The sequence below is a fragment of the Chitinophaga oryzae genome, assembly GCF_012516375.2.
GTDB lineage: Bacteria > Bacteroidota > Bacteroidia > Chitinophagales > Chitinophagaceae > Chitinophaga > Chitinophaga oryzae.
The window spans coordinates 7,574,443-7,597,529 of the sequence record NZ_CP051204.2; the positions used below are offsets into that span (position 1 = coordinate 7,574,443).

The following is a 23,087-nucleotide window of genomic DNA, read 5'->3' on the forward strand; positions in this document are numbered from 1 at the left end:
TAGATTGTTTAGCCAGCATTTATAAAAGGGGAATGTTGCCGCATTTCCCTTTTTTGCTGTCTGCAAAAAAATTATCGGATAGTTATGTCATAGCTGATGCCGCCCCCGGCATTTTATTCCCTGATACGTTTTTTACCATATATAGATGACATTTTCTTTCGTGTTCACTTCGTAATGAAAGCCTGACATCAGTTGCAGCGCCTGCAACACATCTTCGATGCCCTGTTTCCGGAAAGCGCCTGTGAATACTTCGTGTTTATAGCGGTCATTTTTAAACCGCAGCGTTACGTTGTACCATCGCTCCAGGTCGTGCGACAGCTGCTCAAAAGTGACGTTATCAAAATCGAACCGGTCGTTGATCCAGGCGGTGGTTGGTTTTTCCGCATCCGGACTGTCTGCCGTGCCGGCGTTGGTGTTCTTTACCGGTGTAATGCTAAAGTTGGCTTTTTTACTGTCCTGTGCCGGTTGGTGCTTATGATTGGCGATGACCAGCTTCTGGTCGGGTTGCAGCTGTACCACTTTCTGGCCGCTGCCGTTTTCCGGAAAGCTCACTTCCACTTTGCCGCTCAGCAGCGTGGTTTCTACGGTGGCATCCTCCGTATAGGCTTTTACGTTAAATACGGTCCCCAATACGCGGATATTGACAGGTCCCGTGCGGATGATGAACGGATGTGCGGGATCGTGTTTTACATCAAAATAGGCTTCTCCCGTAAGGCCTACTTCCCTATCCCCGTTGAGGAAACGGGTAGCGTCGTATTGCAGGCGGCTGCAGGCATTGAGCACCACCGTAGTGCCGTCCGGCAGTACCACACTGGTTTTGGACCCTGTTTTGGTGACTACTTCGTTACGAAAGGCCTGCCTGTCGGGTGATGCGGGCCATAAGGCCCATACGCTCAGCAACACTGCCACCATCGCAGCCACGGCGGCCATCACTTTCCAGGGCGCCATTTTTCTGACAACGGCGGTATCCTGCGACTGTTGCAGGAACAGGTTCATGCGGTCCAGTCCTTCACTGGCCAGCCGGCTTTCTTCTTCCGGCGTGAAGCCGTTGGCCGGGTTGACAGCCTGGATGTCTTCCACAATGGTAAAGGCATATTGCAGCTCCGGAAACTGCATCAGCAGCATTTCCAGCTCTTTCAATTCCTCCATGGTGGCCTCGCCGGATATCTTCCTGGCCATCAAAGTATTTATCCGGTTACGCTCGATCATTTACTTTTTAGTCCGTGTTTACCATAAGGTCGAAAAGAAAAATAAAAACCCCCAAAGCAGTTTTAACATTTTATGGAGATTAACCGGATAATTTTTTTAATAATATATTTGTAGGCGTTAACCCGTCTCTTATGGAAAACAAACGGCAGAGGTTTATCCCTGGTAACTCAGAGCCTTCCCGAAAGAACGGAAAGGGCCGGTACCGGCGGAAGACAGCCTCGGTTAATACCACCTCGCTGGCGCCGGTAGTGGAAATTTTCGACTTCACCGACCGCTACGGAGCGACGCCTGAAAGCTTGTTCCGATCGTTTGAGCCCCTCGATTACGGCAGGTGATACCAATATTAATGAGCGTAATATTCCATCAACTTTCGCCAAAAAAGCACCACTGCAAAAAAAAATTACCGGATAAATTATTTTGTTAACTTTAGCGTAATCTGCGTTATTTATTATTGCAACCAATATCAGTGGCTCAAAAAAGGGATGGATCAGTGTATTATCAATGAACTATTCAAAAACATCACAGCGAACAATGACCAGACAGCCTTCAAAGCTTTCTACAATCATTTTTTTATAAAACTGCTGCGTTTTTCCTTTTCGCTCACCCGTTCCAAAGAGGTGGCGGAAGAAATCACGAACGATGTTTTTATGCATTGCTGGCAAAAAAGGCAATCACTGACGGACATAAAAAATCCGCAGGTGTACCTCTTTGTCGTTGCCAAAAACAAAGCCATTGATCATATGCGCAAACAATCCGCCTCCCGGCAGGTCGCCATTGCGGAAGAAGATAAACTGGAAATATCTTTTGAAAGCGATCCCGAACAACTGATGATCTCCGCGGAAATGATCCGCAAAATGGAATACACCATCGAACAACTTCCGCCTAAATGTAAAATGGTGTACATCCTCGTAAAACAATACGGACTGCGTTATAAAGAAGTAGCTACCGTATTGAACCTCTCCGTTAAAACAGTGGAAAACCAGCTGGCTATTGCCATGAAAAGACTTACCACCGCTGTGAATTTCACCCTTGAAAAAATTTAGGGATTTTTTGATTTAGAGATTTTTTGATTTCCAATGTCGATAAAAAGCGAAGACCGGAGCGGTTTTAAGCGCTCCGGTCTTCTGTGTAATCATCCGCAAAAAATCAAAAATCCGAAAATCAAAAAATTGAAAAATTGACTAGTATCCTTCGTTCTGTGGTTTCAGATTCGGGTTGTTCTTCATCTCAAATACAGGCAACGGATACAGCAGGTGTTTTTTAGCCAGCGTGCCATTGTTGGCTTTGTTGACGTGACCAATGAAATCGTCGAAACCATTTGTTTCATCATTGTATACTTTACGCAGGCGTACCATATCAAACCAAACCACTCCTTCGTAACAGAGTTCATGCCAGCGTTCGCGCCATACGGTCTGTTCAAATTCTGCCTGGCTCAGGCCCGCTTTTGCAGGCAGGCCGGCACGAACGCGAACAGCGTTCAATGCCGTATAGGCGGCGGCGTTAGCGGCCCCGTCGGCACGGTTCTGTGCTTCTGCATAGGTCAACAGTACTTCAGCATAACGCATCAGCGTCAGGTTCAGGTTGCTGATACCGGTACCTGGCCTGCCGGGAGCGCCATGGCAGATGACATCAAAGAACTTGTAGATGTACGGCGCACCCAGTTTGATGGTATCGCCGTTACCTTTAAAGAAGTAGTAATTGTAAAAGAACTGTTGCTGATCAGGGCGCTTGTCTGTCGGCTCAAACTTCTTATAGGAATTATAGAAAGAGAGCGACGGCACGTAGGTACCCTGTCCGCTACCCTTCGCGGAAATATCCGGTTGCGCGTTGTTGGGCAGCATGGTGGTTTGTACCGGGTTTTCTTCCACACCGCTCAGGTATTGTACCTGGAACAGCAGTTCCAGCTTGTTGTTGGAGCCTACGCTGTGCAGATCGTCATAGCTGGTGAACAGGCCTATCTCTGAAGGATGGGAATTGGCATAGTCAATTACTTCCTTTGCTTTATCTGCAGCCAGTTTATAATATGCCTGTCCTTTGTTGAGCGGAAAACCGGCCATGGTCAGGTATACTTTTGCCAGCAGGGCTTTAATAGCGGCAGTACTGGCGCGGCCGGTATTGTCTTTCCAGGGAAGGCCGGCGGCTTCTGCTTTCTGCAGGTCGGCCACGATGGATTTATATACGTCTTCTGTGCTGGTACGGCTGGGAGAGAAGTCGGTAGAAGTGGGTGTCTGTGATTTTAAGATCAAAGGCACGTCGCCCCACAGCCTCACCGCATAGAAATAGGCCCAGGCGCGGAGGAAGTAAGCTTCGCCCATTACCTTTTTACGCGCTGCTTCGTCCATAGGATTGATCTTCGGCACATTGTCCAGTACAAGGTTTGTCTGGGCAATTTCGCGGTAGATGCCTTTCCACCAGTTACCGATCTGGAGGTTGTCGCCGTCGTACACCAGGCCCAGGAGGTTGTTCAGATCGGAGTTCTGGGCGGTTTTGGTGATAACAGTACCTGTAGCCGCATCGAGGAAGGCGTAGTTGTTGGTGAAGATACCTGCGCCTTCTCCCACGAAGCGTAACCGGGCGTAGGCTGCAAAGATAGCCGCGTCCGCATGTTCAGGTAAAGTAAAGTAGCTATCCGGGCTGAGGTTCGAAGGGTCCGTTTCTTCGAGGAACTTTTTACAACCGCTGCCCGCACCTATCAGCATAGCGCCGCAGAGCGCCAGCTGTATCGTTTTACGAAAGATATTTCTCTTCATGATAAAGTCTTTTTGAATACTGAACAAATTAGAACGCCACGTTTAACCCCAGCTGATAAGTGGTCGGTTGGGGATAGTCGAAGAAGGTCTGTCCCTGTGCGAAAGCGTCGCCATAGGTGCTTACTTCCGGATCGTTGCCGCTGTATTTGGTCCAAACGAAGAAGTTTTGTGCGGAAGCCCAGATACGCAGGCGGCTCAGGTGTATTCTCTGCAGCACTTCAGGTTGGAAAGTATATCCCAGCAGTAAGTTTTTGCCACGGAGGAAAGAACCGTCTTCTACCCAGCGGGTGTCTACGTTGGTAACATAACCTGCAGCTACCGGACGGGGCGCAGCGATCGGGGTGTTCTGATGCTGTGGTGTCCAGTAGTCCAGTACAGAACGGAAGCTGTTGGCGATGCTGATACGGTCTTCACCGGAGTGGTGGGACATGTTCAGCACGTCGGCGCCATAGGAGTACTGCAGTTCCAGGGTGAGGTCGAAGTTTTTATACTTGAAGCTGTTGATAAAACCGCCCCATCCTTTCGGGTTACCGTTACCAATGATCATACGGTCGGCATCGTTGATGATGTGATCGCCGTTCACGTCGCGGTATTTGATATCGCCGGGCAGCATGGTGTTACCGCCGCGATAGCTCTGGAACTTAGCGGCTTCTGCTCTCTCGGCTTCACTCCAGGTACCTTCACGCACCAGTCCCCAGAAGGAACCAACGGGTTCGCCTATACGCAGGATGTTGGTCTGGTTGGTAAAGTTGGGACCGCCCACACCGAAGATATCTGCCGGCGTGGCGAGTGACAGGATTTTGTTACGGTTGAAGGAGATATTGAAGGTAGTGTTCCAGGTAAAGTCTTTTCCGTTGACTACCAGCGCATTCAATGCCAGTTCCAGGCCTTTGTTCTCCATGGAGCCGATGTTTTTGCGGATAGTAGTGTAACCGCTGGTAGAAGGCACCGGCGCATCGAGCAACATGTCTGTTGTTTTACGGTAGTACACGTCTGCTTCGAGGTTGATCCGGTTGTTGAACAAGCCTATTTCAGCGCCGAAGTCAGCCTGTGCTGTTTTTTCCCATTTCAGGTCCGGATTGGCGAGCCTGTTGGTGCCGATACCCTGTACCTTGGCCCCGTTGATCACGGCGGCGTAGGTACTGTTGGCGGCGAGGGTGGCGAGGGACTGGTACGGCGGAATTTCGGAGTTACCGGTAACGCCGTAGCTGGTACGCAGCTTCAGGTTGGACAGGATGTGATTGCCTTTCAGCCACGGTTCTTCAGACACTCTCCAGGCCAGTGCGGCAGAGGGGAAAGTGGCGTATTTGTTGGAAGGACCGAAGCGGGAAGATCCGTCTCTGCGGGCGGTGAGCGTCAGCAGGTAGCGTTCTTTGTAGGCGTAGTTCAACCTGGTGAAGTAAGAGAAGAACGAAAACCGTGTACGGTTGGAACCTACGCCGCTGGCGGGGATCACAGACCCGGCGCCGAGGTTGTTGTTCTCAAAATAGTCCGTGGAATAGTTTTCGCCCCTTGCATTGATAGTGAAATAGTTGTTTTCAGAAGCGCCCATACCAACCATGCCGGTGAAGGAGTGATCGGTACCAAAACGTTTATTATAGGTCAGGTAGTTTTCAAAGGACCAGAAGGATTCACGGTCATTGGCAACAATGGCGATACCTTTCTGAGAAGCGGAAATATCCAGCAGGGAGCGGCCATTCCATTCGTTACGGCCACGGGTGACGATGTTGGCGCCGAGGGTGCTGCGCAGTTCGAGGCCTTTTGCCAGGGTGAGGTTGGCGTAGGCGTTACCGAGGGTGGTCTGCGTGTTCAGGATGTACTTCCTGTCTGTCAGGATCTGTACCGGGTTGGAACCGCCTTCAGCGCCGGGATACATTTTGTTGTTGGTCCAGGTGCCGTCTGCCAGTTTCAGGGGCAGGAAAGGCAGCGCTTCGGTGATCATACGCACGGAGTTGAGGCCGCCGGTACCGATGTCTACCAGGTTTTCTTCCTGGTTGTTATAGCTCAGTGAGCCCCCTACTTTCAGCCATTCTTTGATTTTTGTGTCGATGGTGAAGCGGGCGGAATAACGTTTCAGGTAAGAATTCAGCAGCAGGCCGTTGTCATCGAGGTAACCGAGATAGAGACCGTACTGGGTATCAGGGTTACCGCCGGAGAAGCCCAGCTGATGGTTCTGCGTGAGTTTGTGCTGGATGGATTCCTTGAACCAGTCGGTATCATACAGCGGGTTACCGTCTTTATCAAAGAAGCGGGAGTCTTTTCTTTTCAATGCAGGGTTGCTGGCTGCATAGTTGCCATTGTCCCAGCCGGCTTTATCGTAGATCTGTGCGTTCTGCCAGCCCAGCATTTCCAGGTCGAGGTATTCTTTGGCATTGAGCATTTTCACGCGGTTCGGGCCGGGTGTGTTGAGGCCGAAGTAGTTGTCGTACGTAACGCGGCCGCCGGTGGCGGAGCCTTTTTTGGTGGTTACCAGCACAACGCCGTTAGCGCCTCTCGCACCGTAGATCGCGGTAGAGGAGGCGTCTTTCAGTACTTCGATGGATTCGATGTCGTTTGGATTGATGTAGTCAATCGCGTTGGAGTTCTGCGTTTGGTTACCCATGGGCAGTGCTACTCCGTCTACCACATATAGCGGGTTGCTGGTGGTGTTGATAGAGCTGAAGCCACGGATACGCACTCTTGTCTGGCCACCGGGGCGGCCGGAGTTGGTACTTACCTGTACGCCGGGCATACGGCCGCTGAGGGCCTGGTTTACAGACGGGGCGGGGCGCTCCTGCAGGGCAGCGGCTCTCACAGAGGCTACGGCGCCGGTTACATCTGATCTTTTCTGCGTACCGTAACCGATCACCACCACGTCTTGCAGTGATTTCACGTCGGTAGCCAGTGCTGCGTTCAGGGTGGTGGCGTTGCCCACCAGTTTTTCAGTGGGAGTATAACCAACGAAGGTAAATATGAGCGTACTGTTATTACCGGGTACTGTGAGGGAGTAGCTACCGTCGGGGCCGGACTGGGTGCCGGTGTTGGTGCCTTTTATCTGCACTGTCACGCCCGGAAGCGGCGTGTTGTCCCGTGCATCAAACACCTTACCGGTGATCTTCTTTCCCTGGGAGAAGGCCAGCAGCGACAGCAGTAGCAGGATGCTGCTCTGCAAACTGGTCCGTACCAGGAAGGTCAGTTTTTTCTTCATACATGTTTGTTTTTTGGTTAATAAAGGTTCAATGCTGATAAAGTTTATGCTAAAACGATTTTGCAAAAGAAGCCCGATAACCTCTCCGGATAATTTTTGGAAAGGAAACAGTTTTGAAAACAGTAAAGAGGGCAGTCACTGCCGGTTGTTATACAGGTTGCTGCAGACAATGTATCCGGACACATACCAGCCCGCGGGCTGCTGACCAGGCACAGGAAGCCATGCGTCTTCCTGGTACCGTCCCTGGCCGGCCCATGTGCCATGTGGCCGGTGCGTACGAGGAAGTAATGCGTCTTCCTGATACCGTCCCTGGCCGGATCATGTGCCATGTGGCCAATGTTTACGAGGAAGTAATGCGTCTTCCTGGTATGATACATGGCCGCTGCTCATTCGTGGCACAGCCGCTGCTACTGCAGAGAAATCTCCCTGGTAACAGCCTGTTGATCCCTTGCGATGTAGCTGGCGCTGCCCCGGAAGTGATGCGTCTTCCCGGTGCCCGGCTGCTGATCCTGCGCAACACAGCCGCTCTGGCTGTTGACCGGCGTTGTCATGAAGGAGAAATGTCCTTCTGATGCCTGCAGACAATCTTCTGTACTGGCTGATGCTGCCACAGGGGTAATCACACTTTTTACTACCCCTGATACCTGGAAAATGTACACGGAAAGCTGTTCTATAGCGGTCATAGGAGTGTTGACAATATTTACTCCCCCGCTTTCAGGAAAGTACAGCAATGAACGTGGTACCATGGTGGAATTATCAAATACCTTTTGATTTCGTGCTAAAACGATTTTGTTTAATGATTGATCATTCCCTGATGTGCAAAAAACAATTTGGTTTAATAATGTAATAAATACCTGTTTACACTGCCAGACGAGGCAGTTACCCGAATCAAAAAAATATGGTTTACAACCCTAACGTGAAATGCAGAAGGAGCTGAATCGATTTAGTACTCCAACCTGCCAATAGATTTTCATTACAGTGCTACCATTACAAGTGAATAATTTTTTTAGATTTAGACCCGAGCTGACTTTATTATCCACGTACTTTTTTGGCTTTTTCACAGCAGCTCCGGTCATAAAAATATAACTATTTCCAAATAACTAAAACGTTTTTGCAATTTTTTTTATCGCCGGCTGCAGGTTGATGATAAATTACCCGCGATCTGTCAAAAGATCAGGAAAAAACGAAATAACCCATAAAAACCGGCCACCGCCCGCCCCACTGCTGTTCTATTTCTTTCACCCACATTCACCTAATTCGTAATTTTTTTTATACCTTATACCCTGATACCTGGAAAAGAGTAGGAAAACTAATGGTGAGAACCAGCGATATTGCCCAATTGAGCGAGGCTGCATTGATCAGGGAAATTCATGCGAAAAACAGGCAGGCCTTTACCTATGTATATGAACGTCACTTCCGGGAACTGGTGATGGCGGCCTACCGCTACTGCAAAGACGCAGGCATCGCACAGGAACTGGTACAGGAGGTGTTCATCAGAATATGGGAAAATCCTGCGCTGCTGGACGAGAATGGCGCCCTCCGCGCCTACCTGTACAAGGCGGTCATCAACCATGCCCTTAACTATCTTAAGCGGGAGAAAAATATCGCGCGCCATCACTCCGTCATCGCAGCATCACTGACAGACAGCTATCTGCATAACCTGCAGGAAGAACAGGAACTGAAACTGCGCATCTACCAGGAAATAGAAAAACTACCGAAACAATGTGCAAGAGTATTTAAGATGAGCCGCTTCGACGGACTTAAATACCGGGAGATTGCCGCACAACTGCAGATCTCGGAAAAAACAGTGGAAAACCACATCCTCCACGCCCTCAAAACCCTCCGTGAAAACCTCTTTTACCGTCAGGACAACTCCCGCGATTATACCGCCCATCTTCGCATGCTGCAACTATTCCTCGCCCTCGCAGGTGAAATGCTGACACGTCGCTGACCTCCATTTTTTTATCACTAAAACATATTACATAAAAAATAATGTGATAATTTTTGGTTGACCACTGGGGGTATCGCCCTTTGTGAATTGTAACAATACACAAAGGCCGCTGTCCAATGGAAAAAGAAACAATCAACTGGCTCCGTCTGGTAAAATACCTGAACAATCCGCAGGATACTGCCCTTGAGCAGGAAGTGCGGCAATGGACTGCCGCTTCCCCGGAAAACGAAGCCACCTTCCTCCAGGTACAGCAACTGTGGCAACTGTCACCAGACCTGAAAATACTGGAGCAGCTGGACACCGCCGCCGCTATCGCCCGGCTCCAGGATGCCCTGCCGGAAGAAGAAATCATTCACCAACTGCCCGCACGCCGTTACCGCTGGTTCCGCGCAGCCGCCATCGCCGTCCCCGTCATCGCCGCCGCCGCCTGGTGGTCCTACCACAGCGCCGGCACCATCTCCTACAAGGAGAAAGCTACACTGGCCGCCATCGATTCCCTGTTCCTGCCCGACCAGTCACGCATCTATCTCGATAAAAACAGCCGGATACGCTATCCGGAGAGCATGCAAAAAAACAGAACGGTCATCATGGAACAAGGCACCGCCTTCTTCAATGTGGCCACCCAAACCGCCACGCCTTTCATCGTCCAGATCGGCAAATCCAGTATCACCGTACTGGGCACCACTTTTAACATCCGGATGGAAGAACAGCGCATAGGCGTGACCGTCAAAACAGGCAAAATAAAATTTGCCTCCGGGCATACCAATGCCAAAGAAACCATCCTGTCGGCCGGCGAAGGGATCCGGTTCGACCCGGCCACCGGCGACGTGGAACAATTTAATGCCATCAACAGCAATGCCGACGCCTGGATCACCCATGAACTCGTTTTCGTGGATGCTCCCCTGTCCGAAGTATGCAAAAAAGTAGAAGCACTCTACCAGGTGAAGATCAACCTACGGGGTAAAATCCCTGTGAAAAAACTGAATGCAACATTTAAAAACAATAAGCTGGAAGAAGTATTGGAGGTGCTGCAAGCTACCTACCCTATCACGGTAGTGCACCGCAACCGGGAAATTACGATCACCGGCAGGTAACAACTGCCGCGTCCGGCCTTTCTCCGTTGTTTAGCAACCCAATGTGTCAACTGAAATCATCATCGCAATTTCTGCCAACCCGGAAATGCAACCAACATGACTGCAGGCTATGTACCGCTCCCGTCGGGGGCCTATGGGCCATGTCCTGCTCCGGACCCGTTTAACCTATAATAATTTATACACGATGTTTGAAATCCTTTACAAAAAAAAGCGACCAAAATCGAAGCTACTCCTGGCCCTATTGACAGTGGCATGCCTGGAAAACCAGGCCGCCCCGCTTACCAACGAGCAAAACAGAGAGAAACTGGAAGTCATCCTCGGAAGGATGGAGAAGAAATACAATGTCGTATTTGTGTATGATGCCGCGGTCATCAACAAGAATATGAACGTGGAATTAGATCCCGATAAAGTATCCATGCAGCAGGCGCTCAATCTGCTCGAGAGCAAAGGCATAGCCTATAAGGTGATCGGCGACAAAATCGTGCTCACACGCCCCGCCGAAAAACCCGTGCCACAACAGGAAGTCATCACCGTGAAAGGACGCGCCGGTACCCGCGCAGAAAACGGCGATGCTTCCTTTGTGCCCGGCATCAGCATCGTGGAAAAAGGTACCGGCAACGGTATCGCTACCGACAGTAAAGGTGAATTCACCATCCGTGTAAAACCCGGCGCCACCCTCGTTATCAGCATGGTAGGGTTCAAAACACAGGAAGTGAAAGCCACCGCTGATAAACCTGTCATCGTTACGCTGGAAGAAAATGTGACGAATCTTAACCAGGTGGTCGTGACCGGTTATCAGACCATCGACCGTAAACTCTTCACCGGCTCGGCCGCTACCCTCAAAGCCAACGACGTGAAACGCGAAGGCATCACCGATGTCAGCCGCATGCTGGAAGGCCGCGTAGCCGGCGTCTCCATCCAAAACGTGTCCGGCACCTTCGGCGCCGCCCCCAAAATCCGCGTCCGCGGCGCTACCTCCATCACCGGCGATAACAAACCACTCTGGGTAGTAGACGGTATCGTACTCGAAGATGTAGTGAACGTGTCCAACGAACAGCTCTCCACCGGAGATCCCACCACCCTCCTGGGATCTTCCGTAGCCGGCCTCAACCCCGACGACATCGAGAGCTTCCAGATCCTCAAAGATGCCGCCGCCACCGCCATGTATGGCGCCCGCGCCATGAACGGCGTGGTGGTCATCACCACCAAAAAAGGCCGCGTGGGCAAACCCCTCATCTCCTATACCGGTAATTTCTCTACCTATATCAAGCCAACATACAAGGACTTTAATATCATGAACTCGGCCGACCAGATGTCTGTCTACAAATCCATGGAAAGCCGGGGATTCCTCCAGTACGGCGACCTGGCCACCAGACAGGATGGCGGCGTTTTCACCAAACTGGCGGAAAACATCAACAACAGGACAGTTTACAATGACGAGAAATCCAGGAATGAATTCCTCAAAAGATACGCGCTGACAAATACCGACTGGTTCGATGTATTGTTCCGCAACTCCCTCCTGCAGGAGCACTCCCTCAGTATCTCCTCCGGTACGGAAAAATCACAGCTCTACTTCTCCACCAGCTTCCTCAATGATAACGGCTGGACCATCGGCGACCGCGTAAAACGCTTCACCGGCAACGCCCGCGCCAATTTCAACATTACGCCGCGGCTCAACGTAGGCCTCATCACCCAGGGATCTATCAGGGACCAGCGCGCCCCCGGCAGCATCGGAAGGGTCAGCAACCCCGTGGAAGGGAAGTTTGACCGCGATTTCGATATCAACCCCTTCAGCTACGCCCTTAACACCAGCCGCACCCTCACCGCCTATGACGAAAAAGGCAACCTGGAATTCTTCCGGCGCAACTACGCCCCGTTCAATATCATCAATGAACTGAACAACAATACGCTCGACCTTACCATGGTAGACATCAAACTGCAGGGTGAAGCCGGCTATAAAATTACCCCCACCCTGAAGTACTCTTTCCTCGGTGCTTTGCGTTATGCCAAAACCAACCGGGAACACAAAGTAAGAGAGAACTCCAATATGGCGATGGCCTATCGCGCCGCTGACAACGCCACCGTCATAGAAAACAATAAATTCCTCTACCGCAACCCGGACGACCCGGAAGCATACCCGGAGGTAATACTTCCCTACGGCGGTTTCTACAACACCAACGACGATTACCTCGTGAGCTACAACATCCGCAATGCGCTCGAATGGAATAAAACGTACAATAACACCCACATCTTCGTGGCCTACGCCTCCCAGGAGCTACGATATGCCAACCGACAGAACAAATTCTCCAACGGCTACGGCTACCAGTTCGATAAAGGCGGCGTGCCCTATGTAGATCCGCGCATCATCAAACAGGCAGTGGAAAGCGGCTTCGATTTCTACGGCATGCAAAACTACTACGACCGCTTCCTCGCTTATATGGCCAATGGCGCTTATTCCTATAAAGGCAAATACAACCTCAACGGTACCATCCGTTACGACGGTTCCAACCTGCTCGGCAAGTCCCGCAACGCCCGCTGGCTACCCACCTGGAACATCAGCGGCTCCTGGAACGTAGACACGGAAGATTTTATGAAACAGGCACAGAACATCAACCGCCTCACCCTTCGCGCTACCTATGGCCTCACCGCCAGCCTGCAGGGTAAAGCCACCAACTCCAGCCTGATCACCCGCAGCGGCAAAACATACCGCCCCTACCTGCCTGAAATCGAATCTGTGATCAACATCACCGACCTCGAAAACTCAGAGCTCACCTGGGAAAAACAATACGAAACCAACGTAGGCATCGACCTCGGTATGTTTAAAGACCGCCTCACCATTACCCTCGACGGCTATAAACGTAACGGCTTCGACCTGATCAGCCCTATCCGCACCTCCGGTATCGGCGGACAGTTCATTAAAAACGCCAACTATGCCGACATGAAATCCCATGGGGTGGAACTGACCGTAGGCGGCACTATCATCCAGCAGAAAAACTGGCAATGGAGAACACAACTCACCGCCGCCTATAACGAAAACGAAATCACTAACCTGAAAACCAATCCCAATATATGGGACCTCATCGGCCCCGATGGCGGCCCCATGCTGGGTAGCCCGTACAGAGGCCTCTACTCCATTGACCTGCAGGAGCTGTCTGCCCTCGACGGCACCCCCATATTTGTCAATGAAAAAGGAGAGAAAGTCAATGAAGTCAACCTCCAGAGCGATGCCATCAACTACCTGAAATACAACGGGCCCATTGATCCGAAAGTAACCGGTGGCCTTTACAACTCCGTACGCTTCAAAGACTTCACCTTCTCCGCCCTGTTCACCTTCAGCGCAGGAAACGTGATCCGCCTCAACCCCGCCTTCCAGCAGCGGTACACCGACCTCACGGCCATGCCGAAAGAGTTCCTCGACCGCTGGATGATGACCGGCGATGAAAAGAAGACCGACATCCCCGCGCTGTCAGATCTCCGGGTGATCAACAGACTGAGTGGCACAACGCCCTATTATACCTATAACTACTCTTCCACACGCGTTGCTGACGGAGGCTTCATCCGTCTGAAACAGGTATCGCTGAGTTATAACCTGCCGCTGAGATACACCTCCGCTATCGGTCTTAACAACGCCTCCCTCAGCCTGGTGGCCAACAACCCCTGGCTGATCTATGCCGATCCTAAACTGAAAGGCCAGGACCCTGAGTTCTTCCAGTCCGGCGGCGTAGCATTACCTGTTCCCAGGCAATACACCCTGTCTGTAAAAGTTGGTTTTTAACCTGAATGAAAAGTTTTTGGATATGAAAAGAAATCTCGTATATATATCAGCGTTAGCAATCATGATGGTTGCCCCCGGGTGTAAAAAATACCTCGAGCAACTGCCCGATCAGCGCACAGAAGTTAATACGCCCGCCAAAGTGGCCGAGCTCCTCACCTCCGCCTACCCCCGGGCCAACTATATTCCGTTCCTCGAAGCCATGTCAGACAACGCCAACGACAAAGGCACCGACGACAATACCCGTATCAACCGCCAGCCCTGGTTCTGGGAAGTGTCTTCCGACAGGGAGCAGGACACGCCCGACTTCTACTGGCAAAATGCCTATGCCGCCATCGCCGCTGCCAACCAGGCGCTGGAGGTGATAGACAAAGCTTCCGACAAAGCCGCCTACAGCGCCTCCAAAGGCGAGGCACTGCTCTGCCGCGCATACGCACACTTTATGCTGGTCACCATCTTCTCCAAATCCTATGATCCGGCCACCGCAGCTAAAGATCCGGGCATCCCCTACGTGACCAAACCGGAGAACGTAGTCGTGGCGAAATATGAAAGGAAAACAGTATCGTACGTGTACGAACAGATAGAAAAAGACCTCACCGAAGGACTGCCGCTGATCAACGACAACTCCTACGCGAACGCCCCTTCCTATCACTTCACCACCGCCGCCGCCCATGCTTTCGCCAGCCGCTTCTACCTGTTCAAAAAGAACTACGCCAAAGTAGTGGAACATGCCAATCTCACTTTCCCCGCCGGCAGGGCCCTTCCATACCTGCGGCCGGTAAACACTATCTATAACACCATGGAAGAACTGGTGCTCCGGAAAGAATATACCCGCGCCACACAGAAAGCCAACCTGCTGCTCGCCGAAACACAGTCCTGGTGGGCCAGGAACCTGAGGACCAACCGTTACGGCTGCGACCCCGTTCTCGGTGGCATGATCAATGGCCTCGACAATCCTACCGGCGCCAGGATGGCTTATTCCGTGTATTACCAGCGGCCGGAAGACTTCTTCATCCCTAAGTTCTATGAACTGTTCATCCGGGTAGACCAGAACGCCAATATCGGTAACGGTTGGGACATGGTGCCGCTGCTCGCCGCAGAAGAAGTGCTGTTCAACAGGGCTGAAGCCAATACCCAGCTCGGGAACTTCAATGAAGCACTGGCCGACATCAACGACTTCCTCAGCCAGCGTATCACCCGCTACAACCCCGCCGCCCACCACCTCACCATCGATAAAGTCAGGGACTACTACGGTACCGTGGACACCCGCGATGCTATCATCAAAACCATCCTGCACTTTAAACGGATAGAGTTTATCCTGGAAGGCCTCCGCTGGTTCGATATCCTCCGCCATAAAATACCGGTGGTGCACACCTCGTTCGACGGTAAAATAAAAATGACGCTGGGCGCCAACGATCCCCGCCGCATGGTACAGATACCGCAGGAAGCCCAGCTGTCCGGACTGGAATTAAACCCTCGATAAACACCACTCAAACTTGTATATATGAAACGTCAATATATCATTCCCATACTGGTAGCAGGACTGATCGCCATCCTGTCCGGCTGCAGCAAAAAAGAAAACCTGGACATCTCCAACCTGTTCCCGGACAACTACCAGCAGCCTACTGCGCTCGATAACTGGATCACTACCAACTACACCAGGCCTTATAACATAGAGGTGAAATATAAATGGGACCCTTATGCGGTATCTACCAGTAAAACCCTCGTGCCTATAAAAGAACCCCTGGTAATACCGGTGATGGACCTGATACATAAAACCTGGATAGAGCCTTATATCAAGGAAGCCGGACTGCCCTTCTTCCTGAAATACAGTCCCAAGCAGATGATACTGGTAGGCAGCCCCCAGTATAATTCCAACGGGACCATCACGCTCGGGGAAGCCGAAGGCGGTAAAACCATACAGTTACTGCGTCTCAATGACTTCGACCAGAAAAACGAGGGTTTTGTGAAATTCATGTTGCATACCATCCACCACGAATTCGCACACATCCTGCATCAGACCATCTTCTATCCAAGGGAATACAAAGCCCTTACCCCCGGCGGTTATACCGGCACCTGGAACAATACCACCGACCAGGAAGCGCTGGACCTCGGCTTCATCACGCCCTATGCACGCGCCAAGGCCGATGAAGATTTTGTGGAGATGGTGTCTACCATGCTGACAGAAGGAAAAGACGGCTTTGAAAATATCGTCAACCAGTCGCAGACCGCCATCGGCAAAGAAATGCTGCACCGGAAAGCGGACATCGTCAGGAACTATTTCCAGAACAGCTGGAAAATAAATTTCGACAGCCTGCAGGTGAAAACATCTGCTGCTATTGCAGAAGCGATCAGATAGTTTTTTATGAACAGGTATTATAACTACAACGGATATATGAAAAAATATATAATCGCAGGCACGTTGTTATGCATACTCGCTGCATCATGCCGCAAAGATAATGACGGTTCCGTATTTGGCACCAGGCCCGAAGAACGGATGAACGCAACGCTCACCGCCTATAAACAACAACTCACCGGCGGGTCCAACGGCTGGAAAGCTTACCTGTTCCCCGACGGCGGGATGGGCTTCGGCTTCTACTTTAAATTCGGGGAAAACAACCGGGTAAATATGCTGGGCGACCTGACACCGGCCACCGGACAGGACCTGTCAGAAAGCTCCTATCGCATGGGAGCGCAGCAACGTCCTTCGCTGGTCTTCGATACCTACAACTATCTCCATCTGCTGGCAGACCCGGACAGGAAAGTTTTCGGCGGGCTGCCCGGCAAAGGCTACGATTCCGATTTTGAATTTGGCTACGACTCCACCCGTAACGATACCGTATTCCTTACCGGCAACGCCAAACAGAGCAAGATGGTGCTGGTGAGAGCCAGCGCAGCAGAAGAAGCAGCCTATAAAGCAGGCGGCCTCAACAGCATCCGCGACGCCATCACCGACTACGTGGCCAACCATCCCAATCTTTATACCACCACCGGCGACGGCAAAAAAATACAAACCGTCGTAAATCCAACTGGCAGAGGGTTCTCGCTGGTATATGAGCAAGACGGAGAGCTGAAAACGGAGACTAACAATCTCGCCTATACGCTGACGGGTTTCTTTACCCAAAAGCCTTTTACGATCAACAACAACAGCTACCGGGAAGTATTTTTTGACGCGGCCAAACAGGTAATGTACCTGAAGAGCAATGGTAAAAACACCGAGCTGCAGGCATCCGGCAGCCCGCTTTTCGCACTGCATCTGCTGTTAGGCGTTGGTTACGATCAGATCCAGACCTCCGACGCCACCCAGGGCGCCTTCTCTCCTGCCTATAAAGCGCTGTGGACAGCCGCCAAAACAAGGATGCCCAACCTCGGTTTTCCTAACCTGCAGCTGGCAGGCCTCGACATCCTCTTCGATACAGAATCAAAACTGATAGGCGTACAGGTGAAAGTCACCCAAAACGCCAACTCCTTCAGCGGCATGTACATTTTTGATTACGCCAAATCAAAAGACGGCGTGTTCAGCTTCACCATGCAGGACATTAAAGGAGAAATACCCAACATCATCTATCCTGCCATGAAACCGATCCTGGACAAACTGGCGGTGGGCAAATACCGGGTAGACTATTTCTCTATGCCGGGTAACAGCCAGATGGCACAGCTGATCGGGGTAGACGACCCGTCATTCATCATGGGTGGTTCACTTCAATAATTCATCATCTGCAATCCCTTCAAATGAAAAAACTCGCATTATATACATTGCTCTGCGCCGCAGTACTGGCCTCCTGCCGGAAAGACGACACTACCAGCCTTCCGGTGGAGAAGTCCTACGCCGATCCCAAACAACAGCTCGATTCCTTTAAAACAGTGCTGGGCTCCGCTCCCAACGGCTGGGTAGGTACGCTTACTCCCCGCGATGGCAGCGAACTGTTCAGCGTATACTTCCAGCTCGACAATGGCAAGAGTGAGGTTACCCTGTACACCGACCTCGATGCCGGCGCCGCCGCTACACCTTCCAAAAGCGGTTTCACAGTGGGCATCACACAAACCGTCAACCCCACGCTCAGCTTCCATGAAGGTTCCCAGCTGGCCGGCATTAAACTCGTCGCCAAAAGAGGAGTGGACACCGCCTATGCGCTCCGTTATACCAACGGCGATACGCTGGTACTGACCGGTAATAAATACAGCGATGAACTGAAACTGGTAAAAGCCGGTGCGCAGGTAAAAACAGACTATACCGCCGGCAGGCTGGAAACAGCGATGGCCGCCGCCGCTGACTTTTTCAACCAGCCAGGGTTCCTGGCCCTCAAACCAGGCGGTACGCAGGCATTTGTCTTTTTTAACACTGACAATAAAACAAGCGGCTTCGCTTTTGTCAATAACAACAGCAGGGTATCCGCTGGTACCGGTTACGCCTATACGCTGACAGGCATCGCCCTTCATCATCCGGTGCTGGTAGGTAACCAGGCCGTATCCGCGCTTACCTGGGATGCTACTGCCAACAATTTCTATGCAATGACCGGCAACAACAAGGTATATCTTGAACGTACCAACGTTCCTGTGATACCGGTCCATTATATGCTGGGGGGTGAGATCCCGGGCCAGCTTACGCTGCTGCCTCCTTCCGTATATCCGTTGCCCGGCTGGACTGCAGACTTCAAGACTATCTGGGATGATGCTGCTAACAGGTTCGGGTCTGTGGGCTATCCCATCAGCAAGGTGGTGATGGACTTTCAGACAGGCAGCAGTATCCTGAACATGAATATTTATGTTGCCGGCACCTATTGCAAGTATACTTTCAAATACACTAAAACGGCCGGCGGCGTTTACACATTTGTGATGCAGCCCTTTGCCAATGATACGCCCGGCGCCAACGGCAATGCATTGAAATCGCTGGCAGTTCCGCTGACGAGCATGTTGTCCGCCAACCGGTTTTCCCTCGATTATCTCGATGCACCGGACGGTGTGTTTGTCAGTTTCAAAAGCGCGGACAAACCTTCTATCGGCTTTACCGGTTACTGGTAAGCACCCAGTACTATCCTTTCACAATAAAAAAGGCCCTGTCAGGACGCTGACAGGGCCTTTTACATGAAGGTACCGGTTGGTTGTCAGTAGGACATCAGCTCTTTTATCATGGCCTCTACCTTGGCGGCGTTGGGCAGCATCGCCGCTTCGAGGCCCGTGTTAAGCGCCACTGCGGGCAGGTCCAGCGCTCCCAGCATATGTACCGGGGCGTCCAGCTGTCTGAAACATTCTTTCTGGATACGTCCGGCCAGCGCCTGCATAAAGGAATTGTTCAGCTGTTCTTCCGTCAGCAACAGGCATTTACCATGTTTACGGACGGTCTGGAATACCAGCTCTTCATCCAGCGGGAAGAGGGTACGCAGGTCCACGATTTCCACGTTGCCCGGAAATGCACGGGCTGCCGCCCTGGCCCAGTATACGCCCATGCCGTAGGTGATGATGCAGACAGATTCTCCGCGTTGTACGTCTTTCGGATGCGCCTGTAGTACCACATTGGCTTTTCCAAGTGGCAGCACATAGTCTGCCGCCGGTTCTATGGTCATGGCTTCCTGGGTGCCGGGTACCTTGCTCCAGTAAAGTCCTTTATGCTCCAGCATCACGACCGGGTTAGGGTCCAGAAATGCCGCTTTGAGCAGGCCTTTCATATCGGCGGCATTGGAAGGGTACACCACTTTGATGCCTTTAATGCTCAGCAGGGTGGATTCGATACTGCCGGAATGATAGGGGCCGCCGCCGCCATAGGCGCCGATAGGCACCCTGATGAGCGTCTGTACCGGAAATTTACCCTGGCTCAGGTAGCAGGATTTGGAGATCTCCGTTACCAGCTGATTAAATCCCGGATAGATATAGTCTGCAAACTGTATTTCCACGATGGGTTTTACGCCGGTGGCCGACAGGCCTGCCGTTGCGCCGATGATATAGGCTTCCTGGATCGCCGTGTTGTACACCCGGTGATCCCCGAATTTATCGCCAAGGGTAGCCGCTTCGCGGAATACGCCCCCCAGTCTTTTACCGACGTCCTGCCCAAAGAAGATAGCTTCGGGGTATTGCTGCATGATTTCTTCCACCGCGTGCAGCGCTGCGTCTACCATCACCACTTTATTACCGTTGGCAGGCGTACGTGTTCCTGTTTCCTGTGTAACGGGGGTGGGGGCAAACACGTGCTCCCGCACCGTGTCGGGGGCTGGTTCTGCCGCTTTCACCGCTGCCGTGAAGGCCGCTTCGATATCTTCCGCCGCTGTCCGTTCTATTTCCTGCAGCGCAGCTTCCGTCACACCATGTTTCAGCAGCAGCGCCCTTAATTTGGGTACCGGGTCGTTGGCCGCATGTTTTTGCAGGTCTTCCGCCGTGCGGTACCACTCCTTTCTTACGCCGGAGGTATGATGTCCCAGCAGCGGCACATGGGCCTGTACGAGGATAGGCTTGCGTTCCTGCCGTACGTAGCCGATGGCCGTTTCCATGGCGGCGTAGCTGGCCGTAAAGTCGCTGCCGTCTACCCGCATGCGTTCCAGCCCTTTGAAGCCGGCGGCATATTCGTAGGCGTCCATTGCGCGGGCTTCCGCGGCGGTGACAGAGATGCCCCAGTCGTTGTCCTGTATAAGATAGATGACCGGCAGTTGTTTCAGCACGGCAAACTGGAACGCTTCGCTGACCTCTCCTTCCGTTACGCTGCCGTCGCCCAGCGAACAAAGCACTACCGGCAGTTCACCGTTGGGGCCTGCAGGCAGTTGCGCATGAATGGTTTCGAGATACTGTACCCCCTGCGCCATGCCCGTGGCGGGTATTACCTGCATGCCGGTGGCGCTGCTCTGGTGGGGGATCCGGGGCTTATCGGGCCGCCGGCTGTTGGGATGGTTGTAGTAAGACCTGCCACCGGAAAAAGGGTCGTCTGCTTTGGCCAGCAGCTGCAGCATCAGCTCATACGGCTCGAAGCCCATGGCCAGCAGCATGCTCTCGTCGCGGTAGTACGGACTGGCAAAGTCCCATGGCTGTAACTGCATGCCGGTAGCTATCTGTATGGCCTCATGCCCCCGGGAGGTGGAATGTACATATTTGCATATCGCCCGGTTGGCTTCATAGGTGTCGGCCATGCGGCCCGCCTGGCACATCCATCGGTAGGCCGCCAGTAACTCCGCCAGCTCGCTCCTCTTCCCGTGCTGGCCGTTAGTACCGGCTTTTAAAGTTGAAACGCTTGTACTATCTTTAAACACGTAAAACTGTTTTGGTGATGACGATGGTGGTTTAAGCAAAATAGTTGCTATAACAACTGTTGCTATTGCAAATTAATCATTATGGCTGATACTTTTGTCAATAATCCCTCTTTTTTTAAGCTGGATGCGACCCTGAAAAAACTGCGCAACTATTGGCAGAAAATGTTCGATTCCCGCCAGATGGACATCACGGTGGACCAGTGGCTGCTGGTGGAGAATCTGTACAAGCATAAAAAAACGACCCATAACGAGCTGGCCCGTAATACCTCCAAGGATATTACTACCATCTCCCGTATTATTGAGTTATTGGTAAAAAAAGGGCTGGTAAAGCGGGAAGCCGATACCTATGACCGGCGAAAAATATATCTCCAGCTGACGCCGGACGGAACGGAAAAATACAAGGAAGTGAAGCCGTTGGTGCATGAAATGCGGAAGACAGGCTGGAAATCGCTGACAGAAGCGGACTATACGGAGTTAACCAGGATACTGGACACTATCTATAATAATATCCCCACGAAAGTTTGATTTAGGGATTTTGGGATTTGAGGATTTGAAAAGCGGGATGATCATGTTTTGTTATCTGATTTGATCTCCGCTGCATTTCAAATCTCTAAATCCCAAAATCAAAAAATCGTAAATTATTTAACGGCAAATTCCAGCAGGCTGTCGTTTTCGATGAACGCCTCAAAAGTGTCCCCGATAGCGGTAGGGCCTACTCCCACAGGCGTACCGGTAAAGATCAGGTCGCCGATGTTAAGGGTAAAGAATTTGGAAATATAGGAAACGAGAAAGTCGAAAGAGAACAGGAGGTCTTTGGTATTGCCCTGTTGCACCAGTGTTTTGTTTTTATACAGGCAGAAGTTAATATCCTTTTTATCCATCTCCGGTGTGATGGGGATAAAAGAGCCCACGATGGCGGAGTTATCAAAGGCTTTGGCGATTTCCCAGGGCAGGCCTTTGGCTTTTTGTTTATCCTGTAAATCGCGCGCTGTGAAATCGATCCCCACAGAGATTTTATCGTAATATTTATCTGCGAATTTTTCCTGAATATGTTTGCCGTTTTTGCTGACGCGCAGTACGAGTTCACATTCGTAATGCAGGTTGGTGGTAAACTCCGGATAATAAAAAGGGTGGCCATTTTGCAGCAGGGCGTTCTTGGGTTTCATGAACAACACCGGCTCAGTGGGCACCTCATTTTTCAGTTCTTTGGCATGGTCGGCATAGTTCCTGCCTACGCAAATAATTTTCATAATGCGTGAGTTTTAGAAGATAAATTAAGCAGATAGCAGTCAGATTTGCAAATTTACTTTACAGGGGAAAGGTCATCTTGTTATACTCATTCATGGTGCGGGCCAGTCCAATGCCTGCAAAGCTTTCGATAATGTCGCAGCAGGCGTTTATTTTCTGTTGCACCACGGCCACTTCCGCCGGTTTCCATTTACCCAGTACAAAATCGGCCTGTCGTCCTTTGGCGTAATCGTTACCAATACCGAAGCGCAGGCGGGGATATTGATTGGTGCCCAGCGATTCCTGGATGCTTTTCAGCCCGTTGTGGCCGGCATCGCTGCCACCGGGGCGCAAGCGGAGCACGTCCAGCGGAAGCGCCAGTTCGTCCATGATCACCAGCAGGTTTTCCAGGGCGATCTTTTCCTTGTCCATCCAGTATTTGACAGCACGGCCGCTGAGGTTCATATAAGTGGTGGGCTTGATCACGATAAACGTTTTGCCTTTCCACTTACATTCCGCCACCTCTGCCAGCCGGTCGTTATCGAAGCTGCCGTTATGTTTGGCCACAAAGGCGTCAGCCACGTCAAAACCAATATTGTGACGCGTATGACGGTATTCCTGTCCAATGTTGCCCAAACCGGCGATCAGGTATTTCATATGATTCA

Annotated in this window: 17 protein-coding genes; 10 read left to right on the forward strand and 7 right to left on the reverse strand. The window is 51.5% G+C overall.

Going from position 1 to position 23,087, the window contains the following annotated elements; all coding sequences use genetic code 11:
* Nucleotides 1-132: 132 nt before the first annotated feature.
* Nucleotides 133-1,179, reverse strand: a complete 1,047-nt coding sequence (locus HF324_RS30050; protein WP_168861518.1) for a FecR family protein — start codon at nucleotides 1,177-1,179, stop codon at nucleotides 133-135.
* A 161-nt stretch (nucleotides 1,180-1,340) separates the two neighbouring features.
* Between HF324_RS30050 and HF324_RS30055 the strand changes: the two genes are divergently transcribed.
* Nucleotides 1,341-1,544 (forward strand): hypothetical protein, encoded by a 204-nt coding sequence (locus HF324_RS30055; RefSeq protein WP_168861519.1) that lies wholly within the window; start codon nucleotides 1,341-1,343, stop codon nucleotides 1,542-1,544.
* Between the two features lie 147 nt (nucleotides 1,545-1,691).
* Nucleotides 1,692-2,252 carry an RNA polymerase sigma-70 factor gene (locus tag HF324_RS30060; RefSeq protein WP_168807130.1) on the forward strand — a complete coding sequence of 187 codons (561 nt, stop codon included), beginning with the start codon at nucleotides 1,692-1,694 and terminating at the stop codon, nucleotides 2,250-2,252.
* 138 nt (nucleotides 2,253-2,390) lie between these two features.
* Here HF324_RS30060 and HF324_RS30065 read toward each other — a convergent pair whose 3' ends face one another.
* From HF324_RS30065 to HF324_RS30075, 3 genes are all read right to left on the reverse strand, one after another.
* A complete protein-coding gene (locus HF324_RS30065; protein ID WP_168807133.1) occupies nucleotides 2,391-3,959 on the reverse strand; it encodes a RagB/SusD family nutrient uptake outer membrane protein in 1,569 nt (522 codons plus the stop codon).
* A 28-nt stretch (nucleotides 3,960-3,987) separates the two neighbouring features.
* On the reverse strand, nucleotides 3,988-7,146 hold the full coding sequence (locus HF324_RS30070) for a SusC/RagA family TonB-linked outer membrane protein (RefSeq protein WP_168861520.1): 3,159 nt from the start codon (nucleotides 7,144-7,146) through the stop codon (nucleotides 3,988-3,990).
* A gap of 407 nt (nucleotides 7,147-7,553) precedes the next feature.
* Entirely contained in the window at nucleotides 7,554-7,829 is a 276-nt protein-coding gene (locus tag HF324_RS30075; RefSeq protein ID WP_168861521.1) for a hypothetical protein, read from the reverse strand.
* Nucleotides 7,830-8,458: 629 nt separating this feature from the next.
* Here HF324_RS30075 and HF324_RS30080 point away from each other — a divergent pair.
* From HF324_RS30080 to HF324_RS30110, 7 genes are all read left to right on the forward strand, one after another.
* Nucleotides 8,459-9,097, forward strand: coding sequence for an RNA polymerase sigma-70 factor (locus tag HF324_RS30080; protein WP_168807139.1), 639 nt, complete (start codon nucleotides 8,459-8,461; stop codon nucleotides 9,095-9,097).
* 116 nt (nucleotides 9,098-9,213) lie between these two features.
* The gene (locus HF324_RS30085) at nucleotides 9,214-10,191 is read left to right on the forward strand and encodes a FecR family protein (RefSeq protein WP_168807141.1); all 978 of its coding nucleotides are present in this window, start codon (nucleotides 9,214-9,216) and stop codon (nucleotides 10,189-10,191) included.
* Nucleotides 10,192-10,438: 247 nt separating this feature from the next.
* The gene (locus tag HF324_RS30090; protein WP_246269655.1) at nucleotides 10,439-13,966 is read left to right on the forward strand and encodes a SusC/RagA family TonB-linked outer membrane protein; all 3,528 of its coding nucleotides are present in this window, start codon (nucleotides 10,439-10,441) and stop codon (nucleotides 13,964-13,966) included.
* A 22-nt stretch (nucleotides 13,967-13,988) separates the two neighbouring features.
* Nucleotides 13,989-15,446, forward strand: coding sequence for a RagB/SusD family nutrient uptake outer membrane protein (locus HF324_RS30095; protein WP_168807145.1), 1,458 nt, complete (start codon nucleotides 13,989-13,991; stop codon nucleotides 15,444-15,446).
* A 21-nt stretch (nucleotides 15,447-15,467) separates the two neighbouring features.
* Nucleotides 15,468-16,322 (forward strand): zinc-binding metallopeptidase, encoded by an 855-nt coding sequence (locus HF324_RS30100; RefSeq protein ID WP_168807147.1) that lies wholly within the window; start codon nucleotides 15,468-15,470, stop codon nucleotides 16,320-16,322.
* 36 nt (nucleotides 16,323-16,358) lie between these two features.
* Nucleotides 16,359-17,672 (forward strand): DUF4302 domain-containing protein, encoded by a 1,314-nt coding sequence (locus HF324_RS30105; RefSeq protein ID WP_168807149.1) that lies wholly within the window; start codon nucleotides 16,359-16,361, stop codon nucleotides 17,670-17,672.
* Between the two features lie 23 nt (nucleotides 17,673-17,695).
* A complete protein-coding gene (locus HF324_RS30110) occupies nucleotides 17,696-18,985 on the forward strand; it encodes a DUF4302 domain-containing protein (protein ID WP_168807151.1) in 1,290 nt (429 codons plus the stop codon).
* 83 nt (nucleotides 18,986-19,068) lie between these two features.
* Here HF324_RS30110 and HF324_RS30115 read toward each other — a convergent pair whose 3' ends face one another.
* Nucleotides 19,069-21,195: an alpha-ketoacid dehydrogenase subunit alpha/beta gene (locus HF324_RS30115; protein WP_258539331.1), complete on the reverse strand. Its 2,127-nt coding sequence runs from the start codon at nucleotides 21,193-21,195 to the stop codon at nucleotides 19,069-19,071.
* A gap of 81 nt (nucleotides 21,196-21,276) precedes the next feature.
* Here HF324_RS30115 and HF324_RS30120 point away from each other — a divergent pair, with 81 nt between their 5' ends.
* Nucleotides 21,277-21,720, forward strand: coding sequence for a MarR family winged helix-turn-helix transcriptional regulator (locus HF324_RS30120; RefSeq protein ID WP_168807153.1), 444 nt, complete (start codon nucleotides 21,277-21,279; stop codon nucleotides 21,718-21,720).
* 113 nt (nucleotides 21,721-21,833) lie between these two features.
* On the opposite strand, the gene HF324_RS30125 is transcribed toward HF324_RS30120, so the two are convergent.
* Together HF324_RS30125 and pth are read right to left on the reverse strand one after the other, a co-directional pair.
* Nucleotides 21,834-22,445 (reverse strand): fumarylacetoacetate hydrolase family protein, encoded by a 612-nt coding sequence (locus HF324_RS30125; RefSeq protein ID WP_168807155.1) that lies wholly within the window; start codon nucleotides 22,443-22,445, stop codon nucleotides 21,834-21,836.
* Between the two features lie 58 nt (nucleotides 22,446-22,503).
* On the reverse strand, nucleotides 22,504-23,079 hold the full coding sequence (gene pth, locus HF324_RS30130; RefSeq protein WP_168807157.1) for an aminoacyl-tRNA hydrolase: 576 nt from the start codon (nucleotides 23,077-23,079) through the stop codon (nucleotides 22,504-22,506).
* Between the last annotated feature and the right edge of the window lie 8 nt (nucleotides 23,080-23,087).